Raw genomic sequence first — 16,251 nt, 5'->3', positions numbered from 1 at the left:
GGAAGGGGCGTGAAAACTCAGCCTGTCAAAATTTTGATTGTGGATGATGATGAAGTCTATCGGGACGTGCTCAAAGACGCCATTGTCCAGGAAGACACGGAGCTTTCTCTGGCCGCCAGCGGCGAAGAGGCGATCGGGATCTTGGAATCCTCACCCCATGACATCCTCATCACCGACCTCAACATGCCAGGCATTGACGGGCTGACGCTCATTAAAAAGGCCCGCCAGCTCTATCCTGACCTTGTCGCTTTGATCATCACCGGTTACGGTAGCCTAGAGTCGGCTGTGGACGCGATCCGAAGTGGGGCGTACGACTACATCCAAAAGCCTTTTCGTATTGATGAAGTGGCCGTCTCGACACGGAATGCCATTGACCGGGTCCGCATGCTTCGGGAGCGTCAGGCCCTCTTGGAGGAGTTGGAAAAGGCCTACCTTCGGCTCCAGCAACTGGAAGGAGAGGCCCGAAAGCAAGGGCGTCAGGGGGACACTCCGTCAGGGACGATCCACGGGTCCGAGGCGGCCGAATCTGGAGAAATATCCCAGAAGGTGTTTGTCCCGAGCCGGACCTTGCCTCTCGAAGTGCTCGAAGGTCCCAAAGATTCCATGTCCCAGATCCTGACGGATCTGGAACGGCTCAAAGAACTTCGTCGCGAACGGATTGTTGACGACATCGAATTTGAACGGCTGAAAAGGCACATCCTGCGCCATGTGGATGGGATGCGATGAATATTCTTATTGTGGAAGACGATGTGCTGTTGGGGGAAATCCTGAGGGACTACTTGGTCCAATTGGGGCATGAAGAGGTTTTGGTGTGTTCCCGGGCGGCTGAGGCATTGCGGGCTTTGGATCATCTTAAGTTCGACTGTGCGTTCATCGACCTCAAGCTCCCGGACATGGACGGGGTGCATCTCTTGGGGCGTTTGAAGGAAAAGGATTGCACCCTGCCTGTGATCATGATGAGCGGTTACCCTACAATGGAAGCCACGATCAGGGCCATGAGGCTTGGGGCGTCGGATTTTTTGACCAAGCCTTTCACCTTGCAGGACCTGGCCTTGGCCATGGAACGGGTCCTCAAAGAAAGACATCTTCTTCTGGAAAACCTGAGCCTCAAATTAGAGTGCCAGGCCCAAGAACAGCTCAAGGTGCTCAATAAAGAGCTCCAGAAGAAGATTCGGTTCAATGAAAAATTGTTCCATGTTTCTCGGGCGATTGACGAGATTCGTTCCAGCGACGATCTCTATGCTGCTATTGCCGATTTGGCTGCTTCTGTGACTCCTGGAAAAAGAGTGGCGTTTTTCATCTATCTTCCCGACCATCAACGCGTTGCCCTCATTTCCCACAAGGGCTTATCCAACGGCCATGTGCCAAAGATTCTCCCCGTCTCTGACCAAACCCTCCGCACCCTGTTGTCCCAGGATGCCCGTTCGGTTCACACGTCTCTCAAGTCTGTGCTCAACGTTTTTCCCCACAGGAGCCCGGATAACGGCCATGAAGGAATCGGAAAGGAAAACAACGGGGGAAATCGCCCCCTTGATACCCTCGCCGACTACAAAATGCTTAGCCAGGCAGGCCACCTGCTGGAAAAGCCGTGCAGCTTGTGGCCCCTATGGATTCGCGGGGAACTGTTCGGTTTTCTGGCGTTATTTCACGACGAAGAAGGACGCCCTTACGGAGGGGATGAAGAAGGTCTTTTGGATTTTCTCGTTAAAAAGGCGGCTCTTGCCGTCGAAAACATGGCCTTGTACGAAAGCTTGATTAACAATTTCTATGGAATCCTGAGGTCTCTGGTGAACGCTTTGGAGGCCAAGGACCCTTATACGGGGAAACATTCGGAAAGGGTCACACGGATTGCGGTGGAGCTGGCCAAGGAAATGGCCATCGGAGAGACCTACATCGAGATGCTGAACACCGTAGGTTACCTGCATGATATTGGAAAAATCGGGATGCCTGACGAGATCTTGAACAAACCCGGAGCACTGACCGGAGAGGAATATGAAATCGTCAAACGGCATCCCGTTATCGGAGAATCCATCATCAAAGACCTAGGACTGGGCGCCGAAGAGCGGGCCATTATTCGTCATCATCACGAGCGTTGGGACGGAAAAGGATATCCGGACGGTTTGGGAGGTCACGACATTCCTTTACTGGCGCGGATCGTCGCGGTTGCGGATGCCTTTGATGCCATGACTTCCAAACGTGCCTACCGGGATTCGTTGCCCGTGGAGAAAGCGTTGAACGAGCTGATCAACAACCGAAGCAAACAATTCGACCCAGACGTGGTGGATGCTTTTCTTGCGCGCTTTGCCAGACAGTTTTCACGGGGACGCCATGAACAACAGAGAGTATTTACGGGTACGCATTCCTGAGCTGTCCATCTTGTATAACGAACTGCCGCCGGGGCTGTCTCCGCCATTCTTTCTGGGCTTCGGCGAGCGTAAGGAACGTCCGGTGGAACGTGAGGGGATCGCGGATGATCCTGCGGTTGGAGTCATCTTGGAATCTCTGGCCAAGCTGGAATCCAAAGTGGATCGCATCTTAGGGTACCTGGAACGTCAGGGGGTGGCACGACCTGCCTACGCCTATCAAGGGCAGGTGCTGGATATCAGCGGAGGAGGAGTGTCTTTTGCCACGCTCAGTCTCCACCCTGTGGGTGCCTATCTGGAGTTGTGCCTCATCCCTCAAGTGGGCGATCCCCGGCCCATTTATGCTATAGGAAAAATCTGCTGGGTGGAGCCCGCTCCTGAGAAAGACCGTTCACCGGCCCATAACGTGGGCGTCAAATTTGTCGAAATCGATGAGACGGATCGCCAGGCCATTATCCGTTTAGTGTTCCAGATGCAGCGAAAAGAAAAGGAACAGCACAGCACGGCTGGCGCCTCCACAGAGGGCGCAAGCGAACACATTTTGGACGGCAAAGATCCGTGCCGCAGAGGGTCGAAATAAAGGGATTTTTCATGAAACCGCTTTCCTCTTCCGACGCCATCCACTGCCCTTTGAGTGCTTTGACAGAAGTCGACCGCCCGGCACACATGGGCCGTCTTTTGCGCGGGTTAATTCACAACATCAACGGGCCGCTCCAAAACATCTCCATGCTCCTGGAACTCATGGAAAGGAATCATGATAAAATCAATGGACATCTCGCCGACGGGGGAGGCTCCCTTCAGGAACTGCTGCGCCCCCTGTGCGAGGCCCAAAAAGGCCGGATGCAAAGGATATTGGATCAAATCCGGGTGTTTTCCGAGATGCTTAAAGATTTCATGATCCTTCAGGAAATCGAGGTCAATGAATCGGAGGTGGAGATCAACCTGATTCTGGAAAAGTTGAGCCGGATCTATCGAGCAGACCTTTTTTGCAAGCACCATGTCACAGTAGAAACCCGCCTGACTCCTAGGGTGCCGTTGTTGCGGATGCGGGGTCGGGATGTGGTGCCGGCGCTCGAGCATCTCCTGGAAAACGCGCTGTTGTCCATGAAGACGAGCCGACAGAAAACTCTGGTTCTTTCCACCGATGTCACAGAAGAACATGTCGTCGTCTCGGTGAAAGACACAGGGTGCGGGCTGCCGAAGGACCGAGCGCCGCAGGAGCTTTTTGAACCTTTTGTCACGGCGTGGCCTGACGATGTCCGTGCCGCGGACAAAGGCAATCGCCACGTAGGTCTCGGGTTGACCTTGGCGGCGGGCCTTCTGAATCCTTACGGCGCCGTGATTTCCCTTAGTCCTAATGATCAGGGCGGCACGCTGGCTCGAATCCTCATTCCGAAATAGGCAGTTTTTATCCTCCTTGGCGGAAAAAATTTCAGGCTTTAAGCCCTCCGGACACGTCCCGTTGCGGCCTTACCGCTAGAGAAAAGATCCATTCTATGGCATGGGGATTGCTAAAACAAAACGTGTTGAAGGAAAAGCCATTGGCGAAAGAGGTGCGATCCCATGAAAATTGAAAATTTTTCCAATGTTGGCGGCGTGGTGCCTGAGGACAAGCAAAGAACGCCCAAGACGGGAGCGGCGTCCTTCGACCAGTTGCTCGGTCAGGAGATGGCCGGTGCTTTGGGAAACGGGGTGACGGCGGTTCCGGCAGCTGAAGGTGTGACTCCTGGCATAGAGTGTGCCTTGGCTCCCGGCCGGTCCGTAACGAGCGTGTCCGTTTCGGAGCCGGTGGGCGAGGTCTTGGAACGACTTCTTGCTGCGTGCTCTCCCAAGTCTGGGGGGACCGTGGATCTGCGGGCCGTGTCCCAGGGTTTGACGGATTTGGCCCAAGCGGCGGAGGATGTTTTAAGTCGAACGCAACACATGAACGAAGACCACCCGGTGCGGCGGCTGGCTTTGGAAGCTCGGGTGCTGGCGTACGTGGAATCCGTGAAATGGCGTCGAGGGGATTACGTGTGAATTCGAAGAAAATCCCACTGGTTGCCGTGGCCGTTTTGAGCGGTATCTTGGCGTTTCACGGCCGCTTAGCGGTGTATGGCGGGTTCGTGAGCCCCGTAGTGGGTTTTGCAGAGAAGATAGAAACCCACGATGCGGTCATTTACCGGGCCGAGCCTGAAGATCCCCCAGGCGCCCGGCAACAGCGCAAGGAGGAGGAACGGAAAGAAGCCGCCTCATGGGAGATGCTGCGAAGGCTCACCATCGAGATTGAACGACCGAATTCTTTTCCCGAACCCTCATTTCCGACACGCCCCAAAACCGTGCTCCATCCTTAATTTCCCCACTTTTCGTGCCAACTTTTTTTTAAAGTCGGTCCGTTGAAATTCCGATGAAACAGATGAAATCGCAGGCGAGAAAGAGGCCGTTCGGGGTTGTTCCGGGACGTTCTCGTGACAGCGCCGATGAACTGGAAATGCTGGTTGTATTCGTAGGAGTCGGCAACTGACAGCCCAGGGTCAGTGTATGTTCAGTGCCGTCGAAGTAGTGTTGTGGAGAGGATTTCCGCTCGTCACATAGGGCGAGGCTACGGTGCCAACCCAGGGGGGCGCTGATTGACAAGGGGAAGGGGCCCATGCACCGTCTTTCGGAGAGCCTTTTTCAGAAGTTCAGCAGCTTGGTGTACCAAGAATCGGGCATCAACCTCCATGACGGCAAAAAAGCTTTGTTGGAAGCCCGATTAGCTAAGAGACTGCGGGCCACCGGCATTTCTTCTCCACGGGAATACCTGGATTTCATTCTCACGGAGGCTGGTCGGGAAGAATATGTGAGGTTTTTCGATGCTGTGTCGACCAACCTCACGTTCTTTTTCCGTGAACCCAAGCACTTTGAATTTCTTGAGAAGCAGGCCATTCCGGAAATTGTGGAAAGAAATCGACAAGAAGGCTCTTCGCGAATTCGCATCTGGAGTGCCGGGTGTTCTACAGGGGAAGAACCGTACAGTATCGCCATGACCGTTTTGGCGTCTTTGGATTTTCCGGGTCGGTGGGATTTTCGTATCCTAGCGACGGATATTTCAACCCGCGTTCTCCATACGGCTCAAGCCGGAGTGTATGAAAAAGCCAAGTTGAGCCACGTGCCGGTGAACCTGCGGCAACGGTTTTTCGAGCCCGTGCGCGACAAGACGGAGCAGAAAACCTATCGCGTCTGCGATGAACTCAAGAAGATCGTCGCCTTTCGACGACTGAACCTGATGGATCCTTTCCCATTTTCTGGGCCTTTTGATGTGATTTTCTGTCGAAATGTGATGATCTACTTCGACAAGAAAACCCAAGAGACCCTTATTCAAAAGATATCGGCCTATTTACATCCTGGTGGCTATTTTTTTGTCGGACACTCGGAGAGTTTGACGGGACTGAAACATCCGCTGAGATACGTGAAACCCGCGGTGTATAAAAAGCCTTGATGGGTCTGATTCAATTGGACGTGGCGAGCATTGAGAGAGAGCCCATGAATCGTGTGATTGTCGGTGTGGCAGATATGGCCGTGAGTCATCGTCCTGACGATGTCATCATTACGTACTCTTTGGGGTCTTGTATTGCCGTGGTGCTGTACGACCCCAAGGTGTGCGTCGGTGGAATGCTCCATTACATGCTTCCCGAGGCCAGCACAGATCCGATCAAGGCCCAGATGAAGCCGGCAATGTTTGCAGACACGGGGATCCCATTACTTTTCAAGGAAACATATAAATACGGCGCCACGAAGAAAAATCTCATTGTCAAGGTTGTGGGCGGAGCCCAGATCCTCGATGAAGACGGGGTGTTCAACATTGGGAAGCGCAATTACATGATGCTTCGAAAAATCTTTTGGAAGAACAATGTGCTTATTGCTGCCGAGCACGTGGGAGGCAACGTGAACCGGACCGTGCGTTTGGAAATGGCCACCGGGCGCGTGGTCCTTAAGGTCTCGGGGCTCGGTGAGTTTGACCTGTAGGGCGCAAAGGAAGGGCGGCGATGGCCTACAATGTCATGATTGTTGACGATTCCAAGTCCATGCGACATGTGATCAAGAAGATATTGAGAATCAGTGGCTTGGAAATCGGGGAAATCATTGAAGCCGGCAACGGCCGGGAAGCCTTGGACCAATTACAGGGCCACTGGGTGGATCTTATCCTCAGTGACATCCACATGCCGGAGATGGACGGTTTGGAATTCCTACGCCGTCTGGGAAGCCATGCGGATTTTCACGATGTGCCGGTGGTGTTGGTGACGACCGAGCGCAATGAAAAGCGGCTGGCGGAGGCCATAGCGCTCGGTGCTCGAGCGTACCTTTCCAAGCCGTTTCAGCCGGAAGAATTTCGATCTTTAGTGCTCAAGCTGCTGGGGGTGGACGATGGACAGGAAATGGCAGGATGTGATGAGGGCTGCGATTTCTGAGGTCCTGGAGACCATGTATTATGCGGACGTGGTGTTCCAGACGAAGGCGCCCTCGGTCGCTTTCCAAGGATGGGAAGCCTCGATCGATGTGCGACCTTTGAATCCGGGGCCGATAACCCGCGTGATGCTTTGCTTCGTGGATTCCTTTGCGCGGGAGCTTGCGGCCAACATGCTCGGCCTGGATCCTGAGAGTCTGAACGATGAAGACGTGAAAGACGCCATGCAGGAACTGGCCAACATGGTGGCCGGCAGCTGCGTGGTGCTTTTGGGTTCCGAGCAATGGAAAATCGGGCTTCCCACGGCCTGCGCTGCCCTTTGTCGTGTCCAGGATTCCAACGGTGGTCTTGGGATGCTTTCTTCGGGCGCCTTTGTAGGCTGGGTTTCCTGTCGGAATGTGTGAGGATTTTTATGGATCCCATTCGTGTGCTCATCGTTGATGATTCCGCCATTGTTCGAAAGATTTTCACGCAGGAACTGGGCAAGTACCCGGACATCGAAGTGGTCGGCGCTGCGCCGGATCCTTACGTGGCACGGGATAAGATTGTGCGGCTGAGCCCTGACGTCATCACGTTGGATGTGGAAATGCCCAGGATGGACGGCCTCACCTTTTTGAGGAAACTCATGAAGTATCATCCCACGCCCACCATCATCGTCAGCTCTTTGACCCCGAAGAACAGCGAGATGGCCTTGGAGGCGCTGGAGATTGGGGCCGTGGAAGTCATGGCAAAACCAGGGGGGTCTTATTCTGTCGGCGACATGAGCATCCAGCTCGCGGAAAAGATCCGTGCGGCGGCGCGGGCCAGAAATTACATCACCAAGCGGCGCGAAGAGCCGCCGGAAAGGGGCCCGGGCTCGGTTCAGCCTCTCCCACAAGCTTTGGCCCAAACGACCCACAAAGTCATCGCCATGGGGGCGTCCACGGGCGGCACTGAGGCATTGAAAGCCGTTTTGATGGAAATGCCGCCGAACAGTCCTGGGATTGTCATCGTGCAACACATGCCCCCAAAATTCACCACGGCTTTTGCGAAGCGTTTGGACGCATGCTGTGCCATTCAGGTCAAGGAAGCCCAGAACGGGGATTCGGTGCGCCCGGGCTTAGCTTTGATTGCGCCGGGCAATGAACACATGGTTTTGAAACGCAGCGGTGCCAGGTATTACGTTGAAGTCAAAGACGGTCCCCTCGTGTGTCACCAAAGACCGTCGGTGGACGTGTTGTTCCATTCGGTGGCGCGTTACGCCGGGGCTAATGCCGTGGGCGTGATCATGACGGGCATGGGCCGCGACGGAGCCAAGGGCCTTTTGGAAATGCGGCAAAACGGAGCCCGGACCATCGCTCAGGATGAAAGCTCATGCGTGGTTTTTGGCATGCCCAAGGAGGCCATTCGCCTCGGGGCTGCAGAAATGGTGGCGTCTTTGGAGGCGATACCTGCGGCGATCTTCAAAGCTTTGGAACAGAAGGGATCTTCCGCCCAACCGGCGGTGACGTGATGTGAGCATGCTCGGGGAGCGTTTCCCGAACAGTTGAGCATCGGCAGGACGGTGGCTCGCGCCCCGTCGAGTGAGGCGTTTAAGCAGAGCAGAGGAGTTAGACCGTGGCCTACAAGGACATGAAAGTTTTGGTTGTGGATGATTTCGCGACCATGCGCCGGATCGTGAAGAACATTCTGAGAGAGTTGGATTTCAAAGATATCGTGGAGGCGGAGAACGGCGCCGCCGCCGTGAAGATCCTGGAATCTCAGGACATCGACCTCATCGTCTCGGATTGGAACATGCCTAAAATGACCGGTTTGGAACTGCTCAAGTGGGTTCGGGCCAATGAGAAAACCAAAGACCTTCCCTTTCTGATGGTGACGGCGGAGGCACAAAAGGAAAACGTCGTGGAAGCTGTAAAGGCCAAAGTGAGCAATTATATCGTCAAACCGTTCACGGCCGCTGTCATGGCCGAGAAGCTGGCAAAGATTCTCCCACAAAACTGATTGGGGGTGCAGATATGGCCGTGGCACAGATGTCTGCGGAGAGCCTGGAATCGCTGGTTCGTCGGCTGGAGGACGGGGTAGTAGCGGGCCCGGATGATTTGATGGGCATCGGGGAATGTCTCAATGTGATCGAAAGCATTGAGGCCTACGAAGGGACTCCGCCGTCTTGGAAGAAAAACCTTGAGAGGCTCAAGGGGCTCTTTCGTGGAATCATCTTGGAGGAGTCTGCGGATCCTCGAGGAGATTGGCAAAAGATCCGGGATGTCCTCAAAGACATATCCCACAACGGACGAGACACCACGGGCGCAAGCGATGACCGTCCCGCCGAAGAAAAGCTCCCTACGCCAGAGGGAAAGGATATGGCTTTCGAGGCCGCAGCCGGAGATCCGGATGAAATGGAGCAGAGCCGGGAAGAGGTTCGATTGGAAGACGCCGAGCTCATCAAGGATTTCATTGAAGAGGCGAAAGAACACCTGGCTTCCATTGAGCTGAACATCATGTCTTTAGAAGCGGACCCTACGGATAAAGAGGCAATCAATGCCGTTTTTCGTCCTTTTCACAGCATTAAGGGCGTGGCTGGTTTTCTCAATCTGCAGGCCATCCATCATTTAAGCCATGAGGTGGAAAACCTGCTGGATGAGGCGCGTTCGGGGGCTATTGATGTGACGGATGCCGTCATCGACGTCGTGCTGCGCGCCGTGGATATTCTCAAGGTGCTCCTCAAAGAGCTGGAAGCCGCTCTGGGGTCCAGCCAGGCGGTGCTGTCCGCCGGCCTGGTGGAAAGCTTTCTGAAAACGTTAAAGAACTTCGATCCTCAGAAGCCAATCGTGAGGGAACGAAGTGCAGAACCGCCCAAAGTCGGGGAAATCCTCGTCCAAAAAGGCCTCGTTGAGCCCGAGGAGGTGGAGAAGGTTGCCGAAGTCGCCCGCGAGAGAGGCAAAAAAATCGGTGAAGCTTTGGTGGAGGAGGGAGCGGTAAGCCCCCAAGACGTGGGGTGGGCCCTCCGGGAGCAAAGGCGCTTCAAGGAAAGCACGGCGTCGGTCCGGGTGGATACGGTTAAGCTGGATAACCTTGTGGACATGGTCGGGGAACTGGTAATTGCCCAGTCCATGGTGCTTCAAAATCCTGAAGTGCAGACCATTAAGGACCAGAAGTTTCAAAAGGATTCCGTGCAGCTGCGGCGTATCACGGCGGAACTGCAGCGCATCTCCATGTCTTTGCGCATGGTGCCCATCAAGAGCACTTTTCAAAAGCTGATCCGCCTTGTGCGGGATTTGTCCAAGAAGTCCGGAAAGGACGTTCGATTGGAAATGCGGGGCGAAGACACGGAAATCGACCGCAACATGGTGGAAGAGATCTACGAGCCCCTGGTGCACATGATTCGAAACGCCATCGACCACGGCCTGGAATCTCCCGAGGAAAGGAGGGCGTTGGGGAAGGATCCCTGCGGGACCATATCCTTAAGTGCGGAGCAAAAGGGGGGCAACATCATTATCGAGTTGCGGGATGACGGACGGGGTCTGAACGCAGAAAAGATTCGCACCAAGGCACTGGAACGAGGGCTTATCAGTCCAGAAGAGGTCCTGGACGAACGGGCTTTGTTCGAACTCATTTTCCATCCCGGGTTTTCCACGAAAGACGAAGTCACCGACGTGTCGGGCCGAGGTGTCGGTATGGATGTGGTGCGGCGCAGTGTCGAAGAACTGCGTGGCAAGCTGGAAGTGAGCAGCGTGCCGGGTCAGGGAACACGCTTCGAGTTGAAATTGCCTCTGACCATGGCCATCATCGACGGCATGGTCATTTGTGTGGGACCGGAGCGCTATGTGGTGCCGACGGTAGCTTTGCGGGAATCCCTCAGACCTTCGCGGGAGGCTTATCTGACCGTTCATGGTTCGGAGGAAATGATCAAGGTTCGCAATCAGCTCATGCCACTCATTCGGTTGCATGATCTTTTCAATGTCGAGCCGCGGTTCCGCAACCCATGGGAGGGCCTCATCCTTGTGGTGAACGAGGATCAAAAATCCTACTGCCTTTTGGCCGATGAAATCGTCGGGCGTCAAGAAGTGGTCATCAAGAGCCTGGGGGCAGGCTTACGACATGTCAGGGGACTTTCCGGTGGGGCCATTTTGGGGGATGGCAAGGTGGCCTTGATACTGGATGTGAAAGGGATTGTGAGCGGTTACGAGGAAGGTGGACATCATGGATATGATCGGCAAAGAAGAGTGGCATGATCTCCTGCGGCTTGTCGAAGATATTGAAGAAGCGCTGACGCATTCTGACTCCCAGCTCGAGACGGCGTGGGACCGATGCGCCGATGCCCTGAAGACACTGAGCAGCACGGCAGCTATGCTGGGAATGGACGGACTGGCCAAAGCCGGTGTGGCCTTAGAGGCGCATCTCGAGCAAAAAGTTCGGTCGAACGGCGGCGCATCGGGGGAGGCGACAATGGTGTTCCAGTTCGCTGTGAACGCTTTGACGGAACAGATGCGTCAGGCTTCCCATTCCAAGGGGGGCCAGGACATCGATGCTCGGGAAATTGTCTCCCTTGTTGAAGCACCCAGTGAAAATGCGGCGCAGATGCCTCAACGCTGCCCAGATGCCTCCGTCTCTCAAAGTGAACCAGAAACCGATGAGGACTCGATTATCGACCAACTTGTGGGAGCGCCGTCCCAGGTGATGCCGTCTCAGGTTGAGGATGATGACCAAAGCCATGCTATGGCCGTGGTGGAGGAATTTTGCCGACGTCTCCAGGGCACAGTCCAGGCTGTCAAGAATCCAGAAGGTGTCCTCATGGCCCGGCTCGAAGTTCCCCTAACAGAGGAGATGGTGAACCGTTTGCAAGGTCTCCTCGATCCAACAGGCCGGCTTGAAGATCTTCGTCAGCGGGTGTCCGAAGACGGCCAAATGACCGACACGGTCCTCGGAACAATTAAAAATTTCATGCGGGCGCTTTCCGACGGGGATCTCCAAAGGGCGGAAGAAATCCTCGGACAACTCGCGGAAAATCGTCATCCCGGGCTCTACAAGGAAATTGGCGGGATCGCCCGGGAGCTACATAACTCCCTTCGGGATTTTGTCCGCACCATGGATCCGTCGCTGCGGGAAATGGTGGAAGAGAAGATCCCCGATTCGGGAAATCGATTGGAACATATCATTAAATTGACCGAGTCGGCAGCGAACACGACCTTGGACCATGTGGAGGCGCTGCAGAAGAGGAACGAGAAAGATCAAGGGCGGCTGGAAACCATCGCTGAGGTGCTGTCTGGCTTACAGCCTTTGGGCGAAAACGCTCAAAAAAAACTGGGCGAAGCTGTCACATTGATCCAAGATCTCTTAGCGTCAGCGCGCAAAAGCCATGAAGATTTGATCAAGATCTTGACCGCCCAGGATTATCAGGATCTGACAGGCCAGATCATCATGAAGATCATCGCCCTGTTGGAAGATCTGGAAGCCAAACTGGTCAAGCTCATTGCCAAATTCGGGGTTAAGGTGGAAAAAGCCCGTTGCACGAAAGAAGAACTCTATGGGCCAGCCCACGAAGCCATGGCCGACGCTCTCCATTCGCAAAGCGACGTGGATGCCCTGTTGGCAGAATTCGGTTTTTAAGCGCCAATGCCCGTCGTGGTCATTGCACTCTGCTGGCCGGCTGACCGGGAATTCACTCGAAAATCGCCTTGGGCTGATGACGCCCCGCCCGATGGGCGCGGTGCACGTCGGGCATCCCTACGGGCGGGTGGGGGTCGGTTCACGAGATCTGTCTTGAGCCGCACGATGGGCTTTCTCAGCAGCGGTCCCGGTGATCTTGAAAGTCATTGCGCGGTGTCTTGGGGGGCTCAGTTGGAGGGACGACGCTGTCGATGGCCGAATGGACTCCCACGAACGCATCCCTCCGCTGAGGACCGTCACTGGCAGGGTAACAGCTCGGAATGGAAGTCAGGAGTCCTTAAAAACCTTCAGGATCCGATCTTGCGAAAGATCATTCGGCCACGACAACGCGGTTGCGTCCTTGCCTTTTGGCCTCGTAAAGGGCGATATCCGCTCTTTGGAAAAGGCTTTCCGCGGTTTCTTCTTTTGTCTCGATTTGCGATATCCCCACGCTGATGGTCAGAGGAATCCGTTCACCTTGGTAGAGGAAGCGGGTTTTTTCCACACAAAGCCTCAGTTTTTCCGCAACGCTCTTGGCACCATCCTTTTGGATGCCGGGTAAGATCACCGCAAACTCTTCTCCACCATATCGTGCCAGAAAATCAGATTTCCTGAGAACAGCCGCCATGCGCCGCGTGACTTCCTTGAGGCACTGATCTCCCGTGGGGTGACCATAGACGTCGTTGACCTGCTTGAAACGGTCCAAGTCGATCACCAGAAGGGAAAAGACTTGACCATAACGTTGGAACCGATGGATTTCTTCCTGAAGCCGTGCATCGAAAGCCCGCCGGTTATGAATCCCCGTCAAAGGATCCTGAACGGCTTGCTGTTCCAAAATCCGAGTTTTTTCCTGCATGGTCGAGATCTCGTGTTTCATCTTCTTGAGAGCCTGATGGAGCGCCTCCGTGTTCTGTCCCGCTGCGCGATGCCGGGCTTCGTCGTGCTCTCTTTTTTCCTTCAGGAACTTCTTGATGGTCGCCAGTTTGGATTCGACGACGCTTTTGAGTTCCTCCAAAGTGCGCGTGATGTTCACCGAATCGCGCATTTCCTGCATTTGACCGTCCAGCGTGGCCGAAAAGACTTCATTGGCTTCCCGAGCTTCTTGGGTGTGTCGCACCGTGACGTGAAGCATGGTTTCCATTTCCACGAGGTCTTGTCCGATCTCGGTAAAGAACTGGGCGACACGTGATCTTTCGATTGTGATGGACTCGGCGAATTGTCGAGCCAGATCCGCCAAGAGACGTGTCCCCACGAGAAGATCGTCAAAGGATTGACATTTGTCCAGCCTGGTGGAGACGTCTTGCCACTTTTCCCGGTAGGCATCCCCGAAATCACACCGCAGGCAATCCATTACCGTGCGATGCGCGGTGAGAAAGTCGGGCAGGAGTGGAATGGGAGCAGTGGGAGCGGTTACCGGCTTGGAAGATCCCCCGGCATCCCCTGTGTGTCCGGCTGCACATGCCTCGTGGAGAGACCACGTCTTGATCTGCTGAATCTCACGGTCAATGACGTTCCAGTCTGTGTCGGAGAGCAGATGGTTTTTGAGTCCGTCAAGAGCTTCCGATGTCCTGGGGTCGGCCAATGGCTTCAGCATGGACATGAGGTGCAGCAGGGATCGTTTGAAGATCTCTGAGAGGTTTTTGTTTTGTTGCTGGAGGTCAACGATGTCTTTCATGAGAGCGTTCTTCTGGCTGCGAATGCGCTGGACCTGTTCCCGGAGCACCTCGATCCGTTGAGTTGCGGAACCGTTGCTTTCAAAACTCGAAAACCCCGACATAGGCTTCTCCGTTGTGTTCCTCAGATTCACGCCGTTTCCTTGGAAAATGGCGGTTTCTTTTCCTGAAAAAGTTGGCAGGGATATCCCGACGAAGCGCAGACAGCCAGACTCGGGTGCTCCCGGCTGCGAATCCCCCACGCCCGGCAGCCATAAGGGCTGCGAGGATCCCATGTCATGGCGAAATGAACGCATTTCGGGCAATAGGCCGTCGCTGCTCGTTGCGGTGAAGGCCGCATGGTCACTTGAGATCCTCCCGTCTTCCATGCTTCAAACTCTCCGTCGGTGATTCCTTGATGCTCGATGGATAAGCACATCCTATGCCAGTTAGGACAGGCGCATGACCCACTCCCACGTGGTGTCTGAATCTTGGCCGTCGGGCGGCAGTTTTTTCTCAAGTTCCCGGCAAGAACTTCCGATATAAAAGGCAAGGGAGGAAGCTGGTCATGGTGGTGACGGATTATCATGTACAGAGCGTTCTACGGACTTACACCCGCCAACTGCAGCGGTCGCGGTTGTTGTCGGCTTTAGGGGGCGGGGACAAAGGGGAGCGGCCTCCAGAGGAAAAGGTGTCCATTTCCGAAGAGGCCCGACGGCGCTTGATCCGTGACCGGGTGACCAGCCAGGTTTTGGAAAAGCAAAGAAATGAAAACGATGTGGAGACCCTTGGAGGCCGGCCCCTGAAGCCGTGAAAAACTTGTAGGGTCATCTTCCTGCATCCGAAGAGGATTGAAAAAATGGACATCAAAAGAGTAGGAATATACTTGGCCAATACGCCGGAGGTCCACGACAGTCGAGAGGTCCGGCCGGAGAAACAGCCTGTCCAGATCCCCAAAAACCTGGAAGCCGAGGGAGTCGAAGACCGGGTGCAGTTTTCCAGAGAAGCTCTGGAGATGGCGAGAAGTCAGGTAGCAATGGATCGCGAGGAGGTGCGCACAGAAAAAGTCGACGCCCTGCGGCGACAAATCCAGGAAGGCACCTATACAGTGGACCCCCAAAAAATCGCCGCCCGCATGCTCGACGAAATCATTTAATCCACGCCGATGCGGAGTCATTTCTTTGACTGATTTCTGTCCCCAGATAACGTCAAGTTAATGACACGAGAAGGCGCATTTCACGGCAAAAGCCCCGGGTTATGGAGAAGACCCGGGGCTTTTTTGTGGAAAAGACCTAAGGGACTTTTGGAGCTGCCCTACAGATAGTGAACAAGATTGAGGTCCTTGAGAACGAGCGTAGATTTATAGGCGGCCTCGAGAGCGATTTGGTGCGTTTGCAGAGTCGTGATGGCGTCGACCAGGTCGGTATCGCGAAGTTCGGAGAGGCGCTCTTGTCGGTGGCCGGTGAGCTCGTCCAGCGCGTCACGTCGTCTTTGAAGGCTGGTCAACCGCGTGCCGACGGAAGCCGAGAATTGACGCACTTGCTCCATCGAATCGTCAAAAGTCTCCATGGCGCTGGTGATGCCGGCGGTGTCTTCATTTTCAATGGCACTTTTGAGATTTTCCATCGCGTTCATCACCGCGGGGATAATTGCCGAAAGATCGCACGGAACCGTCACGGGGCTCAGTCCTTCACCGAGAACCACTTGAAGCGGGTCGTCCGTGGGCCGCGCGGGTTCCCATTCCCAAGCCTGATCCGTATCGTTCCATACAGGCCTTCCCGCAAAGACGCTCTGACCGATGTACTTTTCGGAAACGGTGGAAGCGAGTTCCTCTAAAAGTTGATCGAGTTCCTCCACATACGCTTTTTTCTCTTCGGACGAGTTGATGCTCTTGCCGGCCATGCCGATCTCTCTGGCGCGCAGGATCATGTCATGGGCATGGTTGAGACCGCTGTCCGCAAGGGTCAGCATGTTTGTGGCAAAATCCAGGTTGCTTTTGTAGCGTTCCATCCGATGCAGTGTTTGTTGGATATCCAGGGATTGTCCCCAAGCTCTAGGGTCATCATGGGGATTGTGAAGGCGTAGGCCACTGGAGATCTCTCGACTTAATCGGCCGAGGCTTTCCTGTTTTTTCTCGATGTCCCGGGTCGTCATGCGAAACATTAGAGAAAAGGTCACACGCATG

18 protein-coding genes are annotated in these 16,251 nt (G+C 54.8%); 16 read left to right on the top strand and 2 right to left on the bottom strand.

Translation table 11 applies throughout. The features are described from left to right. Window positions 1-9: 9 nt before the first annotated feature. From ACZ5K9_RS03010 to ACZ5K9_RS02945, 14 genes are all read left to right on the top strand, one after another. Window positions 10-726 (top strand): response regulator, encoded by a 717-nt coding sequence (locus ACZ5K9_RS03010; protein ID WP_464272942.1) that lies wholly within the window; start codon window positions 10-12, stop codon window positions 724-726. Next, window positions 723-2,366, top strand: a complete 1,644-nt coding sequence (locus tag ACZ5K9_RS03005) for an HD domain-containing phosphohydrolase (protein ID WP_464272941.1) — start codon at window positions 723-725, stop codon at window positions 2,364-2,366. Before ACZ5K9_RS03010 ends, ACZ5K9_RS03005 begins: the two co-directional genes overlap by 4 nt. Further along, entirely contained in the window at window positions 2,329-2,943 is a 615-nt protein-coding gene (locus tag ACZ5K9_RS03000) for a PilZ domain-containing protein (RefSeq protein ID WP_464272940.1), read from the top strand. The genes ACZ5K9_RS03005 and ACZ5K9_RS03000 overlap by 38 nt, the downstream gene beginning before the upstream one ends. A gap of 11 nt (window positions 2,944-2,954) precedes the next feature. Then, on the top strand, window positions 2,955-3,764 hold the full coding sequence (locus ACZ5K9_RS02995) for an ATP-binding protein (RefSeq protein WP_464272939.1): 810 nt from the start codon (window positions 2,955-2,957) through the stop codon (window positions 3,762-3,764). Between the two features lie 162 nt (window positions 3,765-3,926). After that, window positions 3,927-4,382 (top strand): hypothetical protein, encoded by a 456-nt coding sequence (locus ACZ5K9_RS02990; protein ID WP_464272938.1) that lies wholly within the window; start codon window positions 3,927-3,929, stop codon window positions 4,380-4,382. Then, a complete protein-coding gene (locus ACZ5K9_RS02985) occupies window positions 4,379-4,696 on the top strand; it encodes a hypothetical protein (protein ID WP_464272937.1) in 318 nt (105 codons plus the stop codon). Before ACZ5K9_RS02990 ends, ACZ5K9_RS02985 begins: the two co-directional genes overlap by 4 nt. A 296-nt stretch (window positions 4,697-4,992) precedes the next feature. Next, window positions 4,993-5,823: a CheR family methyltransferase gene (locus tag ACZ5K9_RS02980; protein WP_464272936.1), complete on the top strand. Its 831-nt coding sequence runs from the start codon at window positions 4,993-4,995 to the stop codon at window positions 5,821-5,823. A 44-nt stretch (window positions 5,824-5,867) separates the two neighbouring features. After that, a complete protein-coding gene (locus ACZ5K9_RS02975) occupies window positions 5,868-6,350 on the top strand; it encodes a chemotaxis protein CheD (RefSeq protein ID WP_464272935.1) in 483 nt (160 codons plus the stop codon). Window positions 6,351-6,370: 20 nt separating this feature from the next. Then, window positions 6,371-6,793 carry a response regulator gene (locus tag ACZ5K9_RS02970; protein ID WP_464272934.1) on the top strand — a complete coding sequence of 141 codons (423 nt, stop codon included), beginning with the start codon at window positions 6,371-6,373 and terminating at the stop codon, window positions 6,791-6,793. Continuing rightward, complete coding sequence (locus tag ACZ5K9_RS02965; protein WP_464272933.1) at window positions 6,774-7,193, top strand: chemotaxis protein CheX; 420 nt, start codon at window positions 6,774-6,776, stop codon at window positions 7,191-7,193. Before ACZ5K9_RS02970 ends, ACZ5K9_RS02965 begins: the two co-directional genes overlap by 20 nt. A gap of 8 nt (window positions 7,194-7,201) precedes the next feature. Beyond that, window positions 7,202-8,281: a protein-glutamate methylesterase/protein-glutamine glutaminase gene (locus ACZ5K9_RS02960; RefSeq protein ID WP_464272932.1), complete on the top strand. Its 1,080-nt coding sequence runs from the start codon at window positions 7,202-7,204 to the stop codon at window positions 8,279-8,281. 119 nt (window positions 8,282-8,400) lie between these two features. Further along, on the top strand, window positions 8,401-8,769 hold the full coding sequence (locus tag ACZ5K9_RS02955) for a response regulator (RefSeq protein ID WP_464273927.1): 369 nt from the start codon (window positions 8,401-8,403) through the stop codon (window positions 8,767-8,769). A gap of 14 nt (window positions 8,770-8,783) precedes the next feature. Next, complete coding sequence (locus ACZ5K9_RS02950) at window positions 8,784-11,000, top strand: chemotaxis protein CheA (protein ID WP_464272931.1); 2,217 nt, start codon at window positions 8,784-8,786, stop codon at window positions 10,998-11,000. Next, window positions 10,969-12,375: a protein phosphatase CheZ gene (locus ACZ5K9_RS02945; protein WP_464272930.1), complete on the top strand. Its 1,407-nt coding sequence runs from the start codon at window positions 10,969-10,971 to the stop codon at window positions 12,373-12,375. Before ACZ5K9_RS02950 ends, ACZ5K9_RS02945 begins: the two co-directional genes overlap by 32 nt. Window positions 12,376-12,745: 370 nt before the next feature. On the opposite strand, the gene ACZ5K9_RS02940 is transcribed toward ACZ5K9_RS02945, so the two are convergent. Beyond that, a complete protein-coding gene (locus tag ACZ5K9_RS02940; RefSeq protein WP_464272929.1) occupies window positions 12,746-14,191 on the bottom strand; it encodes a GGDEF domain-containing protein in 1,446 nt (481 codons plus the stop codon). 443 nt (window positions 14,192-14,634) lie between these two features. Here ACZ5K9_RS02940 and ACZ5K9_RS02935 point away from each other — a divergent pair, with 443 nt between their 5' ends. Further along, complete coding sequence (locus tag ACZ5K9_RS02935) at window positions 14,635-14,880, top strand: DVU0524 family FlgM-associated protein (RefSeq protein WP_464272928.1); 246 nt, start codon at window positions 14,635-14,637, stop codon at window positions 14,878-14,880. 45 nt (window positions 14,881-14,925) lie between these two features. After that, complete coding sequence (gene flgM, locus ACZ5K9_RS02930; protein WP_464272927.1) at window positions 14,926-15,222, top strand: flagellar biosynthesis anti-sigma factor FlgM; 297 nt, start codon at window positions 14,926-14,928, stop codon at window positions 15,220-15,222. Window positions 15,223-15,380: 158 nt separating this feature from the next. Here flgM and ACZ5K9_RS02925 read toward each other — a convergent pair whose 3' ends face one another. After that, window positions 15,381-16,250: a flagellin gene (locus tag ACZ5K9_RS02925; RefSeq protein WP_464272926.1), complete on the bottom strand. Its 870-nt coding sequence runs from the start codon at window positions 16,248-16,250 to the stop codon at window positions 15,381-15,383. Window position 16,251: the final 1 nt, after the last annotated feature.

The organism is Desulfosoma profundi, from assembly GCF_055387865.1.
Note: the sequence above shows the minus strand (reverse complement) of the source record. Positions and strands in the feature narration are given on the sequence as shown.

Coding starts and splice junctions, on each gene's coding strand:
- ACZ5K9_RS02975 (WP_464272935.1), top strand. CDS start 5,868: ATGAATCGTGTGATTGTCGGTGTGGCAGATATGGCCGTGAGTCATCGT.
- flgM (WP_464272927.1), top strand. CDS start 14,926: ATGGACATCAAAAGAGTAGGAATATACTTGGCCAATACGCCGGAGGTC.
- ACZ5K9_RS02945 (WP_464272930.1), top strand. CDS start 10,969: ATGGATATGATCGGCAAAGAAGAGTGGCATGATCTCCTGCGGCTTGTC.
- ACZ5K9_RS02970 (WP_464272934.1), top strand. CDS start 6,371: ATGGCCTACAATGTCATGATTGTTGACGATTCCAAGTCCATGCGACAT.
- ACZ5K9_RS02935 (WP_464272928.1), top strand. CDS start 14,635: ATGGTGGTGACGGATTATCATGTACAGAGCGTTCTACGGACTTACACC.
- ACZ5K9_RS02960 (WP_464272932.1), top strand. CDS start 7,202: ATGGATCCCATTCGTGTGCTCATCGTTGATGATTCCGCCATTGTTCGA.
- ACZ5K9_RS02990 (WP_464272938.1), top strand. CDS start 3,927: ATGAAAATTGAAAATTTTTCCAATGTTGGCGGCGTGGTGCCTGAGGAC.
- ACZ5K9_RS03005 (WP_464272941.1), top strand. CDS start 723: ATGAATATTCTTATTGTGGAAGACGATGTGCTGTTGGGGGAAATCCTG.
- ACZ5K9_RS02950 (WP_464272931.1), top strand. CDS start 8,784: ATGGCCGTGGCACAGATGTCTGCGGAGAGCCTGGAATCGCTGGTTCGT.
- ACZ5K9_RS03000 (WP_464272940.1), top strand. CDS start 2,329: ATGAACAACAGAGAGTATTTACGGGTACGCATTCCTGAGCTGTCCATC.
- ACZ5K9_RS02965 (WP_464272933.1), top strand. CDS start 6,774: ATGAGGGCTGCGATTTCTGAGGTCCTGGAGACCATGTATTATGCGGAC.
- ACZ5K9_RS02980 (WP_464272936.1), top strand. CDS start 4,993: ATGCACCGTCTTTCGGAGAGCCTTTTTCAGAAGTTCAGCAGCTTGGTG.
- ACZ5K9_RS02925 (WP_464272926.1), bottom strand. CDS start 16,250: ATGCGTGTGACCTTTTCTCTAATGTTTCGCATGACGACCCGGGACATC.
- ACZ5K9_RS02995 (WP_464272939.1), top strand. CDS start 2,955: ATGAAACCGCTTTCCTCTTCCGACGCCATCCACTGCCCTTTGAGTGCT.
- ACZ5K9_RS02940 (WP_464272929.1), bottom strand. CDS start 14,191: ATGTCGGGGTTTTCGAGTTTTGAAAGCAACGGTTCCGCAACTCAACGG.
- ACZ5K9_RS02955 (WP_464273927.1), top strand. CDS start 8,401: ATGAAAGTTTTGGTTGTGGATGATTTCGCGACCATGCGCCGGATCGTG.